Origin of the sequence: Tenacibaculum xiamenense (genome assembly GCF_964513065.1) — a bacterium.
Classification (GTDB): Bacteria; Bacteroidota; Bacteroidia; order Flavobacteriales; family Flavobacteriaceae; genus Polaribacter; species Polaribacter xiamenense.
This window is the reverse complement of record NZ_CAZEQU010000011.1, coordinates 93,761-112,799: the sequence shown is the minus strand read 5'-3', so window position 1 is coordinate 112,799 and position 19,039 is coordinate 93,761. Positions and strand designations below refer to the sequence as shown.

Below are 19,039 nucleotides of genomic sequence, written 5' to 3'. Positions count from 1 at the left end.
TTCATCCTCTCAATGGGAGTATGAGAAACTGATGAAAAACTAAAAAAACATGAGCAAAAAGGTGTTGGGTATAAGCCTAGGAACTAATTCCATAGGCTGGGCTCTGGTGAAAGAATGCGAAAGAAATCCTTCGGAAATTACTAAACTAGGCATCCGTGTTAATCCTCTTACTGTCGATGAGAAAATCAACTTTGAAAAGGGGAAACCTCAAAAAAACAATGCGGATAGAATTCAAAAACGGAGCTCTAGAAGGAACCTGCAACGTTTTGCATTAAGAAGAAAAGCACTCATAGATATTTTGTTGGAGAACAAGATTATTTCAAAGGAAACGGTTCTTACAGAAAACGGTAAAAGAACTACACATCAAACTTTGGAATTAAGAGCAAAGGCAGCAAAGCAACGAATTTCGTTGGAGGAGCTGGCAAGAGTGTTATTAAATATTAATAAAAAAAGAGGATATAAAAGTAGCAGGAAAATAAAAACAGAGGAAGAAGGAAGTGCAATTGATAATATTGGTATTGCTAAAGAGCTTCAAAAACTGAAAATTACCCCTGGTCAATATGCCTCGAGATTATTGAGTAAAGAGAAAAAGGTGGTTCCAGATTTTTATCGTTCTGATTTACTTCGAGAATTTGATACTATTTGGGAATTTCAAAAACAATTTTACCCTGAGATATTAAAAAGTGAATTGTATACGGAGCTACAGAACAAAAGCAAAAATCAAACCTGGATTATTTGTCGTGAACCTTTTTCAATTAAAGGGTTGAAATTAAAAGCTCGGGGAGTTGAACTCAAAAAAAAGTTATACAAGCTTCGAGTTCGGGCCTTATCAAAAAAGCTCAATCTGGAACAACTTGTAGTAGTTTTTCAAGAAATAAATGGCGATATATTGAAATCCAGTGGGTATCTTGGAGCTATTTCTGATAGAAGCAAGGAGCTTTATTTTAATAATCAAACTGTAGGTGAATATCTATATCGACAAATACAAAATAATAGACATACCTCTTTAAAGAATCAAGTGTTTTTCAGAAGTGATTATTTGGATGAATTCGAACAAATTTGGAAAACCCAAGCTGTTTTTTATCCCAAGTTAACGAACGACCTAAAGGAGGAGCTAAGAGATGTGATTATCTTTTATCAAAGAAAGCTAAAGTCACAGAAAGGATTATTAAGTTTCTGTCCATTTGAAAGTCGTAAACAACGTTATACCGATAAAACTACGGGTAAAGTAAAAGAGAGAACTATTGGAAGGAAAGTAATAGCAAAGTCATCGCCACTTTTTCAAGAATTTAAAATATGGCAAAACCTAAATGGTCTTGAATTTGAAAATATAGAAACCAATGAAAGGCTAGTTTGTAGTGAGCTAGATAAAGAAGTTAGAAATCATCTTTTCCAAACTTTAAATGTAAGAGGAGATCTAAAACCATATGCTTTATTAAAAATAATGAGCCGCTATTTTCATTTAGGAAAGTTAGCTAATTGGAAATGTAATTATGATCTTATTGAAGGTAATATTACAAATCAAGCGCTCTTTAAAGTGTATCGAAGTATTCTCGAAAATGAAGGATATTTGTGCGAATGGGAGAAGAAAAGTGTTTTTGAAATTAAAGAGGAAACAACTACGGTTTTCAGAGCTCTAGGTATTATTACAGATATTCTTGATTTCAATTCGAATTATGAAGGGAGTGAGTTTGATAAACAGTCAGCTTATCACCTTTGGCATTTGTTATATGCAACTGAGGAAGATTCAAGTACGAGTCCAGAAGATATTGAAATTTACGGAAATACTTCTGTTGGACTGAAAAAGAATCTAGTTGAAAAATTCGGATTTACAATTGAACAGGCAAAAATGTTGTCAAATGTAACATTCCCTTCTGAATATGGTCATTTATCAAGTAAAGCCATTAGAAAAATCACTCCATACTTACAAGAGGGACATTCTTATTCTAAAGCTTGTGTTTTGGCTGGATATGACAATCTTGAAGCTTCATTACCTGAAAAAGAAAAGAAGACTGTACTTGCCGATAAACTTGAATTACTGACTAAAAATGAATTACGAAATCCAGTAGTTAATAAAATATTGAATCAAATGATAAATCTGGTAAATCAGATAATCATTGAATATGGTAAGCCCGATGAGGTTCGTATCGAACTTTCAAGGGAGTTAAAGAAAAATGCAAAAGAACGAGCACTATTAACTAAAAATATTACTGAAGGTACCAAGAGAAATCAACAAATAAAGGAGATTATAAGAAAAGACTTCGGAATACCGGATCCAACACGAGGAGATGTTATACGTTTTAAACTATATAAAGAATTAGAACCTAATGGTTACAGAGATGTGTTTACTAATAGAAAAATTAACTATGAAGACTTGTTTACCTCAAAAGTTAATGTAGAGCATATCATACCTAAATCGTTACTGTTTGACGATTCTTTCTCAAATAAAACGATTACTTACCAAGAGGTAAATCTTAAAAAAGCGCATAAAACTGCTTTTGATTTTATTTCACAAGATTTTGAAGATAAGTTAGATGTGTATGAAAAGAGAATTGAGAGTTTATACGACCCTAAAGGAATATCAGGAATATCGAAAGCAAAGCGAAACAAACTATTATTGAGTAGAAATAGTTTATCAAAAGATTTTATTGAAAGAGATTTACGAACTAGCCAATACATAACAAAACGAGCTCAAGAAATTCTTGAAACAGCAATCAAAGATGTAAGACCAACAGCAAGTAGGATAACCGATAAACTAAAGAGGGATTGGGGATTAGTGAATGTAATAAAAGATCTTAATATTTCTAAATATCGAAGCTTAGGTTTAACAGATTTTGAAGAAAGATTAAATAAAGGAAAGGAAGAATTAATGCGCGTGGAAGTTATTGAAAAATGGAATCGATTAAATGACCATCGTTATCTTGCTCTAGATGCACTTACTGTTGCATTTACAACCGAAAACCATATTCATTATATAAATAATTTAAAACCTTTGTTGGGGGCAGTAGGGGAAGAAGCAACTGTTCTGAGAGCAATTGAAGAAGAGCTAAAAGAAAAAGGACGATTTATACCGCCAATGGCAAATTTTAGAGATACGGCAAAAAATTTTGTCCAAGATATATTGGTGTCTTTCAAAAATAAAAATAAGGTAGTTACAAAGAATGTAAATGAAGTAAAAACTGGAAAGGGGGTATTAAAACAGCAACAACTTACCCCCAGAGGACAATTACACAAAGAAACTATATACGCCTATGTAAAAAAAGCAAAACAAAGCCCGACTAAAATTTCAAGGAATTTTAAAATTGCTCAAATAGAATTGATTATTAATGAAGCCCAAAAAGAACTGGTTAATTGTCACTTGGCTAAATACGGAAACGATCCTCTTGTGGCATTTGCTGCTAAAACACTCAGGGCAACTCCAATTATTTATAAGAAGAAACCTTTAAAAGAAGTATATTGTTATGAGCACCTGTATACTATCAGAAAAGAGGTAAATCCAGAAAACTTTGGAAATCAAAAATGCATAAACAAAGTAATAGATTCAAAAATACGTGAGCTATTATCCGATAGGTTGGAGTCTTATAAGAACAATGCAAAAGAGGCTTTTTCAAATCTTCAGGAAAATCCAATTTGGTTAGATGAAGAAAAGGGGATTAGTATTAAGAGAGTTTCGGTAACGGGAGTCATAAATGCAGAGCCGTTACATCGTAAAAAGGATCATTTAGGAAATGAAATTTTATGTGAAGAAGGAAATCAAATACCCGTTGATTTTATAAGCACAGGAAACAACCATCATATTGCTATTTATAGAGATAGAGAAGGGAATTTAGAAGAAAAAGTAATTTCTTTCTATGAAGCGGTGGACAGAGCTAACAAAAGAAAGCCAATAGTAGATAAGAAGTTTAATAATAATCTTGGTTGGAGGTTTGTGTTTTCCCTAAAGCAAAACGAAATGTTCGTTTTTCCGTCAGAAAATTTTAATCCAGAAGAAATAGACCTGCTTGATGAAAAAAACGCTAAAATCATAGGGAAACATCTTTATAGAGTTCAAAAGATAACAACAAAAGATTACTTTTTTAGGCACCATTTGGAGGCAACAGTCGATGATAATCCAAAAACTAAAGGAATTACATGGAAAAGGGTTGGTTTACTTGGGCTTAAAAATGTAGTTAAGGTACGAATGAACCATATTGGAAAAATAGTTCAAATAGGAGAATATAGTTAGAAAATATAGATTTTTGAGTATTGAGTATTGAGTATTGAGTATTGAGTGGTGAGTGTTGAGTTTTGCCTCTCTTGATTGCTCGCTACCTGTCAGTTGGAGTAATTTTTATAAAGTGTAAACGAAATAAAAATTGTATCGAGAACTATTTTTGGTGAATGCAGGGACTTCTCGATAGCTCTGCTGAGCGCAGCCGAAGTACAAAATTATTTTCCATTGTATTGCAAATAATTTTACTCACTAAGTGAGATTAAAATGCTCCGACACTTGTGCCGAAATTTTTAAAATAGTTTCCGTTGAATGCCTTGTGGGCTTGATCCAAGGTAGTTGATTTGAAGTGACACAGACAATGCGTATTTCATCGTCCTTTCGAAGGAGTGGTAATGACTGAGAAATCTATTGTTTATTCAAAATATAAACTTAGTTAAGCTAGAGATTTCTCCCTATGGGTCGAAATAACTAGAGGTTATATTTCTGATATTGGATTTTCTTTGATACTTATCTTCTTTTGCCTTGATACAAAATGAAGCAAAAAATCAAGTCTAACCTAGGAAATTGCTTCGCATCGTTCTCTTTCGAAATTTCATGCGTTATGCTACGCATCGCAATTCCATTTCTTCGTTCTCTATTTCTTGGTTTAGACAGTTTTTTAAGTAATTAAATGTTGAAGATTGAATTTTGAATGTTAAATTTTGAGTGTTGAGTTTTTCCTCTCTTGATTGTTCGCTACCTGTCAGTTCGAGTAATTTTTATAGAGTGTAAACGAAATAAAAATTGTATCGAGAACTATTTTTGTTGAATGGAGGGACTTCTCGATACAAAATTATTTCCCATTGTATTGCAAATAATTTCACTCTAAGTGACACAGATAAAGGATATTTACTGTCATTTTGAATTTTGAATGTTGAGTTTTGAATTGTTTGTTTGTTTGTTTGTTTGTTTGTTTGTTTGTTTGTTGTCTTTCGAATTTTTGCTCTTAGCTTTTGACTTTGGACTTTTGGGTTAATCTTTTAAGCATTATGTCGAGATTACGTTAATTTCATAAAAAAATCTCACAGTCTTTGAAAGATGATGAGGTTTTTAATCGCAGGACGATATCCAAGGGTTTAATTTCCTGGTTCTTGCCTCGAAATATAAATTATAAACCCAAAGGATACCCTGTATGCTTTTTTCGGGGTAGTTCATTGAAGACATAATACTAAATGGTGGTTGTTTTCCCTGACAAGGTCAACCTTTGGTGCGTTAATCGGTTAAGATGCACCACTGTGTTGACTAAGATATAACATTTTAACTTTAAAAACGCAGTTACCTGTTATATTAATATTGAATGTTAAGAGTTTAGTGCTGAATTATGAAGTTGAATTTTTTATTTTTTGGAATTTGGATTTTCAGCTCTAGACTAAATTTAGGGAAATCCCTTAGTGTATTTCTAGGGGTACTAGGTATTGTTTTGTTTCTAGGAATCAATTAGTTTTGATACCCTATGAAGATGAGTATCTCCCCAAATAATTGCTAGTTATCCCGTTCTATTTGATAATAATTTTGCAGTTTGAGTCTTTTCTTAACAGTACAATATATAAATGAAAAATATTTGTGGCGCTACAGATAGATAGGTGGAAACTGAAAAACCTTTTAACAGAGTAGGTATAAAACCAGTAGCTTAAAACTACTTTAAATTTTCAAAATATGAAAAGAATATCAATATTTAAAGACGATAGTCTTAACAAAGAAGCAATGCATCTTGTTTTTGGAGGAAGAGCTCCGAGATCAACTTCTTGGACTCTTTCTGATGGTACAGAAACCTGTGATACTCATGAGGATACGAATGATAATGGTGAAATTGACCCAGGGGAATGTGTAACCTTAGTGAAATGTGAATAATTTAAACTTTAATATTATGAAAAGTATAAAAAATTTTAACAAAAATAGTATTGGAGCTGATTCTTCAAAAATTTTTGGAGGAAATACAAAGGTTTATAAAACAGAAGCTGGTTTACCTGGAGGCTGTGGTGACACATGGTACGACAATGATGAAGATGGTAAAATATCAAACGGAGATACCATTTGCTTTGAAGTTTGTGTCTAGTGACGTTAATTATATAGGGCAATAGTGCTTGCCCCTTTTTTAAAACAATGAGATGAAGAAACTATTATACCTTATACTAATTTCCTTTTTTACAATAATTAATGCTTGTAAAATGCAGAAAGATGGCTTTAATAAAAACGAATTGGTCGAAAAAATAGAAAAAATGTATAATTCTGACCAAGCTAATAGGTTGTTTTTGAATAAATTAAAGAAGAGTAATTTGGATAAAGAAGTCTTTAAAAGAAAAAAGGATTCAATCTGGAAACTTCAATTAGTTATTGACGAGCAAAACACCAAAGATCTGATTGAAATCACCAATAAACATGGATTTCCAAATACAGATTTTTTAGAAAAGCCGATAGCCGCTTGGGTTATTTTCCAACATACACCCGAAAAATACAAGGAAGAGGTAAAAAATCTTTTGATTAAAGAAATAAATGTAGGACGTCTACCTGCCATTGAAGGCTCAATGATTATGTGGCATTTAAATGGTAGAAACGGAACCCCGTTAGGTTTAAGAGAAAGAGGAGTAATTGTCAAAGACTTAAGAAAAAAAAATGATACTAATAATAAGTAGTGAAAAAGACATTACTACACATATCGTTATCCAATGGTTAAAGAAATACAATGCTGATTTTCTTTTCATTAAAACGGAAGACCTAAGTAGCTTAAATTCTTTTTCTATTGACAATACTTCTGAAAAACTCACCATAAATAATGTTGATTTTTCTACTATAAATGTAGTATGGCACAGGAGGGGGAGATTAAAGTTCCTAGATAGTAGCTCATTAAATAACAGCAATTTGTTTTTATATCTTAAAAGAGAAGAAGATTCGGTTATCAAGTCTTTGGAAAATTTTCAACGATCTACTTCTAAAGCTTATATAGGTTCTTATATTAAGGAAGTTGAAAATTTTAAATTAGATCATTTAAGTCTAGCAAAAAAATGTGGATTCAGAATACCTAAAACTCTAGTTACAACATCTAAAAAAGAGTTGCTCCACTTTAAACTAGAAAATAATAAAATAATTACAAAAGACCTAAGATATCCAGTCAATGTGCAAATTACAAAAGACACATACCTTTCTTCCAAAGGAACTTTATTAATTGATGATTCGGATATTGAATTGTTAGATGATAAATTCATGCCGATTTTTGTGCAAGAGTATATTGAAAAGCTATTTGAAATAAGAGTGTTTTTTTATGACAGCACTTTGTTTTCTATGGCTATTTTTTCGCAAGAGGACGAAAAAACGATTATTGACTATAGAAACTATAATGACGAAAAACCGAATAGATGTATTCCGTTTAAGTTGCCAGATTTAATAAAAGATAAAATATTGAAGTTTAGTAATGAGTCAAATATAAATACAGGGTCTATTGATTTAATTTTCTCCTCAGAAGAAGAATTTATTTTTTTAGAAATTAACCCAATGGGGCAATTGGATTGGCTCTCAAAAAACTGTAATTATTACATTGAAAAAGAAATCGCAACAAGCTTAATATTAAAAAATGCCTAAAAACAATAAACAATTACCACTAACGCTTCAAAAATGCGATGTTTTTAAATTAAACAAGAATCAATCATCAACTAAAAAAAAGAGTCATTCATTTTTTTTTAGTTTTTACAAACCGATATCAAAAATTGACTTAATTGATGAATCTTAAGCTACACGAACCGTTTAAGTTATTTTCTAATTGTATACCTGTTAAGGGGGCAAATCGAAGCGTTATTTGTGATTTACAACGTAATATTTTAAAACTAATACCAAATGATTTATTTAAGATTTTGGAAAATCAAGAAGGAAAGAGTATTGATGCGATTATGAAAATATACAATAATGAGTATGACGATATAATTGAAGAATATTTTATTTTTTTACTTGAAAATGATTTTATTTTCTTTACGAATAATACCGAGTGGTTCCCTAAGTTAGAGATTAAATGGGAATCTGAATCGACTATTACAAATGCTATTTTAGAGGTAAATAAGAAAACTAATTATAATTTGATGAAAGTTGTAAAAGAACTTGAAGAATTGAATTGTTGTCATTTTGAAATTCGATTTTATGATAAAATAGACATTGAAGATATTAATTCATTTTTGACGTTTTTGGACAAATCAAATTCAACCATTGCCTCTATTGATTATATTTTTCCTTTTTATGAAGGTTTAACAACTAGTAAAATAAACAAAGATATCACCCAAAATAAAAGGGTATCATCTGTTAGGGTTTTTGGTTCTCCTGCAAACGAAATCATTCCTTATAAAATAGAAGAAAATTATTTTGGAAAATTAATTTACACAAAAAAAACACTGAAAAATAATTCATGCTGTGGAACCATTTCAAAAACACTTTTTCCTGTAAATATGAACACCTTCATGGAAAGCAAACTTTACAACTCATGCCTAAACAGAAAAATAAGTATTGATATAGATGGTAAAATTAAAAATTGCCCCAGTATGGAAAAAAGCTTTGGAAATATAATGACCGTAAAGCTAAAAGAGGTAATCAAAAGTAAAGAGTTAACCGAAAAATGGGGAATTACTAAGGACCAAATAGATGTTTGTAAGGACTGTGAATTTCGGTACATCTGTACTGACTGTAGAGCGTATATTGAAAAACCAGATGATATATATTCTAAACCACTCAAATGTGGATATAATCCGTATACTAACAAATGGGAAGAGTGGAGTACCAATCCACTGAAAAAGAAAGCTATTGAATATTATGAAATGGAAGAATTGATACCTAATAATGGTTAAAAATACTTCGTTTTTATAAATAATCAGATTGATGTAGTCAACTTTCAAATTTAAACTAAAGCTTCGTTTGCTATGAATGGTACACTTCAATAGAGTATAATTTTGATTTCCCGATATTAAACTATATAAAAAATGGATAAAATAATTTATGCTATTTGCTTCATGCTTACTATGATCTCTTGTGTTTCAAAAGAAAAACTCTTAAAAAGAGATATTGTTAAAGTGTCGAAAATGTTAAAAAAGATGAAATTATCTGATCAGAATGTAAGGCATAATAATGGCTATATTAAATACTATTTTGGTGTAAATAAATTGAGTTATTCACTTGACAGTTTGAGTTGGAATAATGATGAAAACAAAATAACTGAAGTCATGAGTGATTTAAGTATTATACAAGATAAGCCGATTAAAAACCTTGACAAAAGATCGCATTATGAGAAGGTAATTAAGAATAATCAGATAACTACTAATTATATCGACAGCATTAATACCTTGAATCTAATAAGTATCACAAAAAAATATGGTTTTCCAAGCCATCAAAGATTAGCTGATTTGTTGAATACAAATGATAAAGACTTGACAAGTTCTCCACACATGATATTTGTTCATTCAGAAGAAATTTTCTTTCCTAAAATTAAAAAAATTGTAATTGAAGAATATAAGAAAGGGCGCATGGGCAAAAATGAGTGTAGTCATATATTTTGGCATTTAAACGGAAGAAACGGAACTCCTTTTCTTCCTGATCATTCTCATTGTAAGGTAAAAAGATGATTCAGATAGTCTCAGAAAAGAAAGATGTTACTACCAATTAAGTGGTGGAGTACAAATCCTTTAAAACAGAGGCACAATTAAAAAACAACCCCTCCTAAAAAGGAGGGGTAAAATTCATTATAAACAATAATTCCATTTTAGAATTCTTAGCTTTTTAGCTTTTCAGTTTTTTCTTCTGTTGTTTTAACCTCTTTTTTTAGATGGGTGTCTAAAAATTTAAGGATACTGCTGTAAGCCTCTATTTGATTTTCTTTTTTAACAAAACCATGTCCTTCATCTTCGAATAATACATATTCAACAGGAACACCATTTTTTCTAACCCCTTCAACAATCTCATCAGATTCTACTTGTAGTACTCTTGGGTCCTGTGAACCTTGTAAAACAATTAAAGGCTTTGTTACTTTATCTGTATGGAACAGTGGAGAAATACGTTTTAATCTTACCGAGTCTTTAGAGAAAGGATCTCCTAGCTCTAGATACAATGATTTTCTGAAAGACTCCCAATATGGAGGAATACTTTTTAAAGTACGTATCCAGTTGGTTACTCCAAATAAGTTAACACCTAAGTCAAACTCTTCTGGAGCGTATGTCAATGCAGCCATAGTCATATATCCTCCATATGACCCACCTATAATTCCAATATGCTCACCATCAATTTCTGGTTGTTTTGCAAGCCAATTTTTACCTTCGACACAATCTTGTAAATCTTTTTCACCATGGTTTAAATCGTCCATTTTGAAGAAGGTTTTTCCGTAACCACTACTTCCTCTGTTGTTTACAGCTAAGACAGCATATCCATGATTAACCATGTATTGAATTAGAGAACTAAACCCTTGCCTTGTTTGCCCTCCAGGACCTCCATGGACCCATACCATGGCAGGAACTTTATTGTCTGCTGAAGCTTGATGTGGAAGGTAATAAATTGCAGGTATAACAGTTCCGTCAAATGATTCATAACGAACTACTTTCGCAGTAACCAAATCGGCAGGGTTAATTTCATCATTTAAAACATTTGTTAAACGGTGTTTTTCTTTTGTATTTAAATTGTAACTATATAAATCCGATGGTGAATTTGATCCTCCAACGTACATTCTCATCCATGATTCATCGTTGCTAAACCTTACACTTGTAATACTTTTATTCCCGAAATCTGGTAGCTCAATTGGTTTCATAGTTTTCGCATCTAAAACATCAATAACATTTTTCCCGTCGTCATTGATATATATAACTATATATTTCCCTTTTGAGGTAATACCCATTCCGGAAATATCCCATGATTTTTTATACACCATTTTCTTTTCTCCTGTTTTAATATTGTAAGACATTAAATAGGCGAATTCAGAATTATCATCCGTTGTATAATAAAATGTTGAGTTGTCTTTGGAAAAAGCCTGTGCTGAGTTAGCACTTTGTGTGTCATTTACTTTAATTTTTTCTTTTGTTTCATTATTAAAAAGAAACAAATCACGATCATTTGTGTTTAATGATTTCGATAAAGCATAATATTTTTCATCATCAGAAATAGCAGATAGGCTAAGTCCGCTATCATCTTGATAAATCATTTCAGAGGAGTAGTCCTTTAAAGACATTTTATAAACATCAAAGTATTTTGGGTTCCTTTTGTTAGAACCGAAATATAAATTTTCCTCATTTTCTGACCATCCGTAAAAACCAGATCTAGCTCCTTTATACGGTGTGATATCTTTTACATCACCGTTAAGTTCTCTTACGAACAAGTGATTAATTTCATCTCCATTTCCATCAGCACTTAATAACATTCTATCATCTTTTGGAAAATATGAAACAGCGTTAATTGATGTACTATCAGATTTAGTAATGGCCGTAAGGTCACCACCTTTTGCAGGAACAGTATATACATTGAAAATTCCCGATCGGTTGCTAGATATTAATAATTTGCTGTTGTCTTCTGAGAAGCTTCCACCTCTAACAGCTTCATTGTCCATGAATTGTCCAATGGTATATTGTTTAATCTCTCGAGCGGTATTTTTTTTAGTGGTACCGTTTTCTTTACATGAAAGAACGGCTAGTAGAAAGGAAAGTCCTAAAAGTTTTGTTTTCATTGGTATGGTGGTTTTAAGGTTTGTTTAGTTTGTAGTTTATAATTGATATAGGGTTAATAGTTAGTTTACTTTATGGTTAATGAAGGAGTTTATATTTATATGAGTTTACTATTTATGTAATATTTGATTAGTTGAGCAGAAATTAGCTACATAAGTTTTTTATGTAGCTTTTTTTGGATTCTTTTGTAAACATCCATACACTTTTAAGACTGAATCTATAAATTGGGTAAATACAGTTTGATATCAATTCACAATAGTTTTCAGTTTTGACGTAGTAGTGTTTGTAATAAGATACAAAGAACTTTCTGCTGTAATAGTTGTTCAAGGGCTATAAAATACAATTTGCCATCAATTCACAACTACCTTCACAAAACAATTAGTATTTGTTTTGATATGAGATTATTGAGTTTAAAAGGAGTTTTGAATAACTTATAAACACAATAATTCAGACCTTTCGAAATTACCCTAAATCCGTAAGGGATGCAAGTGTTAATTGATAAATAAAATCATAAAATTCTGTTAATTTAAATAATTGTAAGGCTCAATTCTTCAATGGGTTTTCTTAGAAAAATTAGGAGTTGGTTTCTTTAATTGAGTTGTGAATTATAGTTAGTTCCTTATTTCTAGGTTTCTTCGTACTTACTATAAAATAGGCTACGACTATGTTAGGAACCCAACACAACCAAGCAACAATTCTATAGGCACTCATAAATTCACCTAAAATAGATGTAAGAATTGGAAGCCAAATTCTTAAAGTTACAGCGGCGAAACAAGCTGCATAGCTATAAATCATCATTTTTTCATGTAGTTCTATATTTCCTTTTATAGCAGTTTTATAACCAATAATAGTGGTATAGAGCCATATGGTTCCAAGAGTAAAGAAACCTGAGATACTGGCAATACCCCCAGTAGCCTTTATTGCTATATAAAGCCCGCATATCCCGCTTATTATGACACTTACAGTGTAGATTTTTCCAATGAGCTTATGAGTTTTCATACGACGTTTTCTTAGCCTTCTACTAAATTGTAGCCAACCAATTAATAAAGCAATACCTCCTAAAGTTATATGTCCATAAAACATAATATTCCATAAAACATCACTTAGAAGTTCAGTTGATTTAGAAGATAGAAGGCCAAATTTTCGATCTATTAAAAAATATATAATAGGGTACAACCCAATAAGTGAAGATAATATTGCAACGGTAATTTTAGAAGCCTTTAGCATAGTTGTTATTTGTTAGTTAGTTGTTTTCCTAAAGATATTAGTTTTATTTAACTAAGTTAAAGACTCGGAGCTAAGTAGAGGTGTTACAGTTCGTATTGTTTATACGTTAAGAAAATTATTGGTAGGTGAAGTAGTAGAATTTAAATTCTTAAAACGGCTAGAAGAATAGTTACACGATAATTTGTGGATTAAGTATTTAGATGTTACTGTCTAAAAAAGGTTATTAATAAAAAAGACTGCCTAAGCAGCCTTTAATTTAATATTCATCTTTAACATTTACAAGAACCCATTGGAGACAATCATCAAACGAATCGAAAATTGTTGATTCTGGAATTAAATCTGGAATAATATCAATACGTTCCATCATGTATCTCGGTTGCTCTTGCAAATGAACAAAAAGTACATTTTTACGATCTTTCTTGAGGTCTACCAAGATGTCTTCAAGGACATATAATCCTGATTGATCCAAATATTGCATTTTATCCATTCTAAATATAACCGTTGAAGCGGTTACAGGAATCTGTTTTGCTAATTGCTGTAATTCGTTGGTAGATCCGAAGAATAAGGGACCATTAATATGTTTTATAAATACTTCTTCCAATAAATATTTTGGAAAGTCTTTCTCATCTGCCCAGTTTTTCTCACTTAAAGGAAGTACATCGGATTTTTTTGCCGTTAAATCACCTATTTTCTTCATGAACATTAAAGAGGCTATAACCAATCCAATTCCAACGGCATATACTAAATTCCAAAAAGTAGATAGAAGTAATACTACTAACATAATTATTACTTCAGAACTCATTTTTACAGGTCCAACTTTAATATCTTTTGGTAGGTTAGGTATAGCTTTTAATCCTTTGTAGTCCATTACTCCAATACCAACAGTAACTAAAATACCAGCCAATACTGCCGCTGGTATTTTTGAGGCAACTGGCCCAAGTGCTAATAAAATAATTAATAGCATAATACCAGCAATCATTCCTGATAGTTTGGTTTTCCCTCCAGAATTTATATTTACAACGGTTCTAATGGTTGCTCCAGCACCTGGAATTCCTCCAAATAAAGCTCCGATACTATTCCCTATTCCTTGACCTATTAATTCTTTGTTTGGGTTGTGTTTTGTTTTGGTCATATTATCAGCAACCACTGAGGTTAAAAGCGAATCAATTGCTCCTAAAAGAGCTAAAGTCAAAGCTGTAAAAACATAAGGGGTAATATTTGCGATATTAAACTGAGAAAATATGGAAAAGTTGATGGTAGGAAACCCACTTGGAATTTCTTCAATGGGCTTATAGTTAAGTCCGAAACCAACTGAAATACCTGTCATTACAACTAAAGCAACTAAAGTACTTGGAATAGATGTGGTAATTCGTTTGAATCCATAAATGATAAAAATGGTTCCCAAAGCAAGAATAAGTTCTAACCAATTGATATTAATTATGGCTCTTGGAAGCACTTTTAATGTTCCAACAACCCCAGAAGCATTTTTAGCGGCAAGAGTTTTACTTTCTTTTAAAATATCTTCTGGTTGTATTTTCTCTGCACGTTCTATGGTCTTTTTAAAATCTTCTAAAACTAAAATTCCCTCTCTAGCTTCATCCTTCAGAATGTTTTCTAAAATAATTTCTTGAGCCTGAGGTTTAAATTGATTAACAAACTCAACATCTTCTTTGGCATTATAACCAATTGAAGGTAGTATTTGAGTAACCAGAATAATAACACCAATAGCTGACATGAATCCCGAAACTACGGGATAAGGAATGTATTTGATGTATTTTCCAAGAGAAATAACCCCAAGAAGAATTTGGATTAAACCAGCAAGTAAAAAAACAGTTAAGATAGATGGTAATGCTTTTGATACATCTCCATCGTTCACAGCAATAATATTAGCAATTACCACCATACTTACCGCAGTCATAGGAGCGGTTGGCCCAGAAATTTGTGTACTAGTTCCTCCGAATAAAGCAGCAAAGAACGAAATGAAAATGGCTCCATATAAACCAGCACTTGGTCCTAACCCAGATGAAACACCAAAAGCAATTGCCAGAGGTAGTGCAACGATACCAGCGGTAATTCCACCAAAAAAATCGCCTCTTATATTTGAAAATAACTTTTTCATTTATAAATATTGTATGTTAAATCAGTTTATTTTACTTATTAGTTTTAAGCGACAAACTTAGTTTATGTAAATATTATTATGAAATTTTATGAGGGGTATTTGCGCTTTACGTAAAATGATAACATTACAAAGGGCTATGTCATAAAACTTTATGACTTTTTTTAGTTAAAAAAATCTTAGCTTCTTTGAGTACAAGATACGAATTCTTTACAAAAAAAATAGAGCCATTGTTATACAACAGGCTCTATTTTAGTTGATTGTTTTGCATTTTATTCATAAAAAGTTACCGATCCATCTTTGATATCGTACATCCCTCCAATAATTTGAATTTCTCCGTTATTGTGCATGTCTGCTAAAACCTCACTCTGCTTTACAATATTGTCAATGGTTAACTCTACATTTTTTTTAGCTACATTGTTTACAAAACTCAGGTTTGAAGAGTTCCTAATGGAAGTGTCTTTAGGTTCAGCAACAGCTTCAACAGCTGGCTTAATTTTTCCTAACATTCCTGTTAGGTTTCCTAGTTTGGCATCATCACAGGCTCCTTTTACAGCTCCACAACTAGTATGACCTAAAACTACGATCAATCGGGTGCCTGCAAGCTTACATGCAAACTCCATACTTCCTAAAATATCTTCGTTAACGAAGTTACCGGCAATTCTAACACTAAAAATATCCCCAATTCCTTGATCAAAAATAAGCTCAGAAGATACTCTTGAGTCAATACAACTCAAAATTGTAGCAAAAGGAAATTGACCACTTTTAGTGTCATTTACTTGTTCTAATAGATTTCTATCTGCCTTTAAACTTTGTTGAAATCGCAAGTTACCTTCTTTTAAGGCTTGAAGCGATTTTTCTGGTGTCATTGCAGCTTGGGTTTCTTTGGTGTGCGCTTTCATTTAATTTTGTGGTTTGTTTGTTAATCTTAATTTGCAGTTACTAATAATGAGACATTTAATTTATTTAATACATCATTAATATCCAATTCTTTTGTTGTTCGATTGTTCTTTTTTCGTGGTAAACAAAGCAAATTGACATTGTTTTTTTTCAAATATGTTGTTAGGTTATTAACAACATTGTTGCTTTTTTCAAAAACATATTCTACTATTCTTTTGTTTTTAAAAGATTCTATTACCGTTTGATCGTGGTTGATATCATCAGTAAATTGAAACGTTTTTATAGGTTCAATTGCATTTATAGCAATTTGAGTGAAAAAATGAGGGTTTTTAAAAGGTCGTAACTTATTTAAAAAACCTAGGTTAATAAGTTCATTAGGTACCAGTTTGTTTTCTTCGGCAGCAATGATCACCTCTCCTTGATGCTTTTTTAAAATCAAATCAGTAACCCCATTTCCTAAGAAACTTAGAGGAGCTGAACTTTTTTTTCCTATAACAACAATATCAGGTTTAGTTTCTTTTAAATAAACTTCAATATTATTTTTAATATTACCAATAGAAAATGAATAACTAATAGGAGTATCATGTTTTTCTGAATACTCTGCTACAAGTTTTTCTATTTTTCGTTCTGTTTTGGTGTATTCGTTATTAATATTTCTTGAAGCAGAGAGTTGATTTTCAGAACGCACGATATTTGAAGGTTTAACCACATGGTAAATGGCTAAGCTTCCTTTTGTAATTTTTGCAATGCTCAAAGCGGTCTGAATAACTGTTTCAGTACTTTCTTTTAAATCCGTTAACACAGAAATGCGATAACCTATTTTATTGGTTTTCATAATTAGGTGGTTTTCGGACGTAATTTGAAAAATTCGATAAAACTAGTTGGATTCTCTACAATACCTCGTTCAGAATAAAGTTTAATATGTATATCGCGTTCTTGAGCTTTATAAGCAAAATCTTCTAGAATCTCGATAATGTCATTATCCAAATAACGTGTTTTTCTTACATCTAGTTCTAAATGTGTATTCTTAGGTAAACTGTCTAATTCTTTTAAAATAGCTCCTTTATTAAAGAAGGTTACTTCTTCTGCTAAAGTCATTTTAATCTTATGAAGACCATTACTAATATCTTCAATATGTAAGAAATGTGAATTCTGGTAACTTTTAATTAAAATTACAATAATTCCTACAGCTAATCCTAAACCAATTCCTTTTAACAGGTCAATGAATACAATTCCTAAAACAGTTACTATAAACGGAAGGAATTGTTTCCATCCTAATTGGTACATCTTTTTAAACAAAGAAGGCTTTGCAAGTTTGAATCCAACAATAAATAGAACTGCTGCTAAAACAGATAGTGGAATTTGATTTAATAATCTAGGAATTAGTATAATTGATATAAGTAATAAGAAACCATGAATTACGGTTGAAGCCTTACTTTTACCTCCAGATTGGATATTGGCTGAACTTCTTACAATAACTTGTGTTACTGGTAATCCACCTATTAATCCTGAAAGAATATTTCCTGTTCCTTGGGCTAATAATTCTCTATTAGTCGGAGTAACGTTTTTATCAGGATCAATCTTATCGGTTGCCTCAACGCACAGAAGTGTTTCCAAACTAGCTACTAAGGCAATTGTAAAGGCTGTTATCCAGATGCTTGGATCAGTTATTAAAGAAAAATTAGGTAGTTGGAATTGACCAAAGAAAGAATCAACATCTTCAGGCACAGGAACCATAACTAAATGTTTTGAACTAATACCTAAAGTTTCGCTTCCTTGTGTAAGCAGATAGAAAATAATACCTACGACAACTGCAACAACCGGTCCTTGAATTAATTGAAATATTTTGGCTTTTTTTACAAGTACTTTATCCCATAAAAGTAGAATAGCCAAACCTATAATTCCGATTACAGTTGATCCCAATCCAATATGGTTTACGGTATTTAATATTTCTGAAAAGGTGTTTTCACCGTCTACTTGAAAAAATGCAAAATCTCCTTCAGGATCGGCATCGTACCCAAAGAAATGTGGAATTTGTTTTAAGATGATAATCACACCAATTCCAGTTAGCATTCCTTTAATAACTGAAGATGGGAAGTAATATCCAATAATTCCAGCTCTTAAGAACCCAAAGACTAGCTGAATTGCTCCTCCAAGAACAACAGCAAGCAAGAAATTATTGAAACCTCCCAATTCACCAATAGCCGTTAGTACGATCGCGGCAAGACCTGCAGCAGGTCCACTTACACCAATTTTGGATCCACTCAAAGATCCTACGACAATACCTCCGACAATACCGGCGATTAAACCTGAAAATAATGGAGCCCCACTTGCTAGGGCAATACCCAAACAGAGTGGGAGTGCAACGAAAAACACCACTATACTAGCGGGTAAATCATTTTTGATTGTTTTGAACATAAAAACGTGGTTTTTTATTAGAGTTAACTAATAGTTTGAATTAATGGTTAAGTTTGAATTAATGACATGTAGCAACTAAAAAAAGCATTAAGCTATCCCAGCCCTAAAAAATAGAGTACGTTGATACAAATCGGAAAAAGAGGTTAAATAATGGCCTCTGGAGGAGGACATTCTTGTGTTTTATACACAGGATTATATTCCTTATTTTGATAAGGTAGTTTTATCTGAGATTTAACGTTGTTATACGTAAAAGATTCTGGATGATAGTGAAGAAATTTAATTTCCAGTTCTTTGTGGGCTTCATCACCATCTTTTTCAGTGTCGATAATGACGGAGGTTTCACATATTTCTTCGGATAGACTCACATAGGTGGGAATTACCACAGTTGAGACCACTAGCAATATTAGGAGATATGTGAAAATATTCTTACTCATATTAATACGAGCTCCCAAT

Annotated in this window: 14 protein-coding genes; 7 read left to right on the top strand and 7 right to left on the bottom strand. The window is 31.7% G+C overall.

Annotated features, from left to right (window positions below):
- The first annotated feature begins 49 nt into the window (after positions 1-49).
- The 7 genes from cas9 (at position 50) to ACKTTV_RS03750 (ending at position 9,846) form a co-directional block, all read left to right on the top strand.
- Complete coding sequence (gene cas9 / locus ACKTTV_RS03780; RefSeq protein ID WP_408029481.1) at positions 50-4,225, top strand: type II CRISPR RNA-guided endonuclease Cas9; 4,176 nt, start codon at positions 50-52, stop codon at positions 4,223-4,225.
- 1,683 nt (positions 4,226-5,908) lie between these two features.
- Positions 5,909-6,103, top strand: a complete 195-nt coding sequence (locus ACKTTV_RS03775) for a hypothetical protein (RefSeq protein ID WP_408029480.1) — start codon at positions 5,909-5,911, stop codon at positions 6,101-6,103.
- 16 nt (positions 6,104-6,119) lie between these two features.
- Positions 6,120-6,308, top strand: a complete 189-nt coding sequence (locus ACKTTV_RS03770; protein WP_408029479.1) for a hypothetical protein — start codon at positions 6,120-6,122, stop codon at positions 6,306-6,308.
- A 52-nt stretch (positions 6,309-6,360) separates the two neighbouring features.
- On the top strand, positions 6,361-6,885 hold the full coding sequence (locus tag ACKTTV_RS03765; RefSeq protein WP_408029478.1) for a hypothetical protein: 525 nt from the start codon (positions 6,361-6,363) through the stop codon (positions 6,883-6,885).
- Positions 6,866-7,828 (top strand): grasp-with-spasm system ATP-grasp peptide maturase, encoded by a 963-nt coding sequence (gwsG, locus tag ACKTTV_RS03760; protein WP_408029477.1) that lies wholly within the window; start codon positions 6,866-6,868, stop codon positions 7,826-7,828. Before ACKTTV_RS03765 ends, gwsG begins: the two co-directional genes overlap by 20 nt.
- Before the next feature lie 137 nt (positions 7,829-7,965).
- On the top strand, positions 7,966-9,075 hold the full coding sequence (gene gwsS / locus ACKTTV_RS03755) for a grasp-with-spasm system SPASM domain peptide maturase (protein WP_408029476.1): 1,110 nt from the start codon (positions 7,966-7,968) through the stop codon (positions 9,073-9,075).
- Between the two features lie 132 nt (positions 9,076-9,207).
- Entirely contained in the window at positions 9,208-9,846 is a 639-nt protein-coding gene (locus ACKTTV_RS03750; RefSeq protein WP_408029475.1) for a hypothetical protein, read from the top strand.
- Between the two features lie 146 nt (positions 9,847-9,992).
- Here the strand turns inward: ACKTTV_RS03750 and ACKTTV_RS03745 are convergent, their stop codons facing one another.
- The 7 genes from ACKTTV_RS03745 to ACKTTV_RS03715 form a co-directional block, all read right to left on the bottom strand.
- The gene (locus tag ACKTTV_RS03745) at positions 9,993-11,927 is read right to left on the bottom strand and encodes a S9 family peptidase (protein ID WP_408029474.1); all 1,935 of its coding nucleotides are present in this window, start codon (positions 11,925-11,927) and stop codon (positions 9,993-9,995) included.
- Between the two features lie 571 nt (positions 11,928-12,498).
- Positions 12,499-13,152: a DUF2306 domain-containing protein gene (locus ACKTTV_RS03740; protein ID WP_408029473.1), complete on the bottom strand. Its 654-nt coding sequence runs from the start codon at positions 13,150-13,152 to the stop codon at positions 12,499-12,501.
- Positions 13,153-13,408: 256 nt separating this feature from the next.
- The gene (locus ACKTTV_RS03735; protein ID WP_408029472.1) at positions 13,409-15,271 is read right to left on the bottom strand and encodes a SulP family inorganic anion transporter; all 1,863 of its coding nucleotides are present in this window, start codon (positions 15,269-15,271) and stop codon (positions 13,409-13,411) included.
- 269 nt (positions 15,272-15,540) lie between these two features.
- On the bottom strand, positions 15,541-16,170 hold the full coding sequence (locus ACKTTV_RS03730) for a carbonic anhydrase family protein (RefSeq protein ID WP_408029471.1): 630 nt from the start codon (positions 16,168-16,170) through the stop codon (positions 15,541-15,543).
- Between the two features lie 26 nt (positions 16,171-16,196).
- On the bottom strand, positions 16,197-17,003 hold the full coding sequence (locus ACKTTV_RS03725) for a universal stress protein (protein WP_408029470.1): 807 nt from the start codon (positions 17,001-17,003) through the stop codon (positions 16,197-16,199).
- Positions 17,004-17,005: 2 nt separating this feature from the next.
- Positions 17,006-18,586, bottom strand: a complete 1,581-nt coding sequence (locus ACKTTV_RS03720; RefSeq protein WP_408029469.1) for a SulP family inorganic anion transporter — start codon at positions 18,584-18,586, stop codon at positions 17,006-17,008.
- Between the two features lie 143 nt (positions 18,587-18,729).
- Positions 18,730-19,038: a hypothetical protein gene (locus ACKTTV_RS03715; RefSeq protein WP_408029468.1), complete on the bottom strand. Its 309-nt coding sequence runs from the start codon at positions 19,036-19,038 to the stop codon at positions 18,730-18,732.
- Position 19,039: the final 1 nt, after the last annotated feature.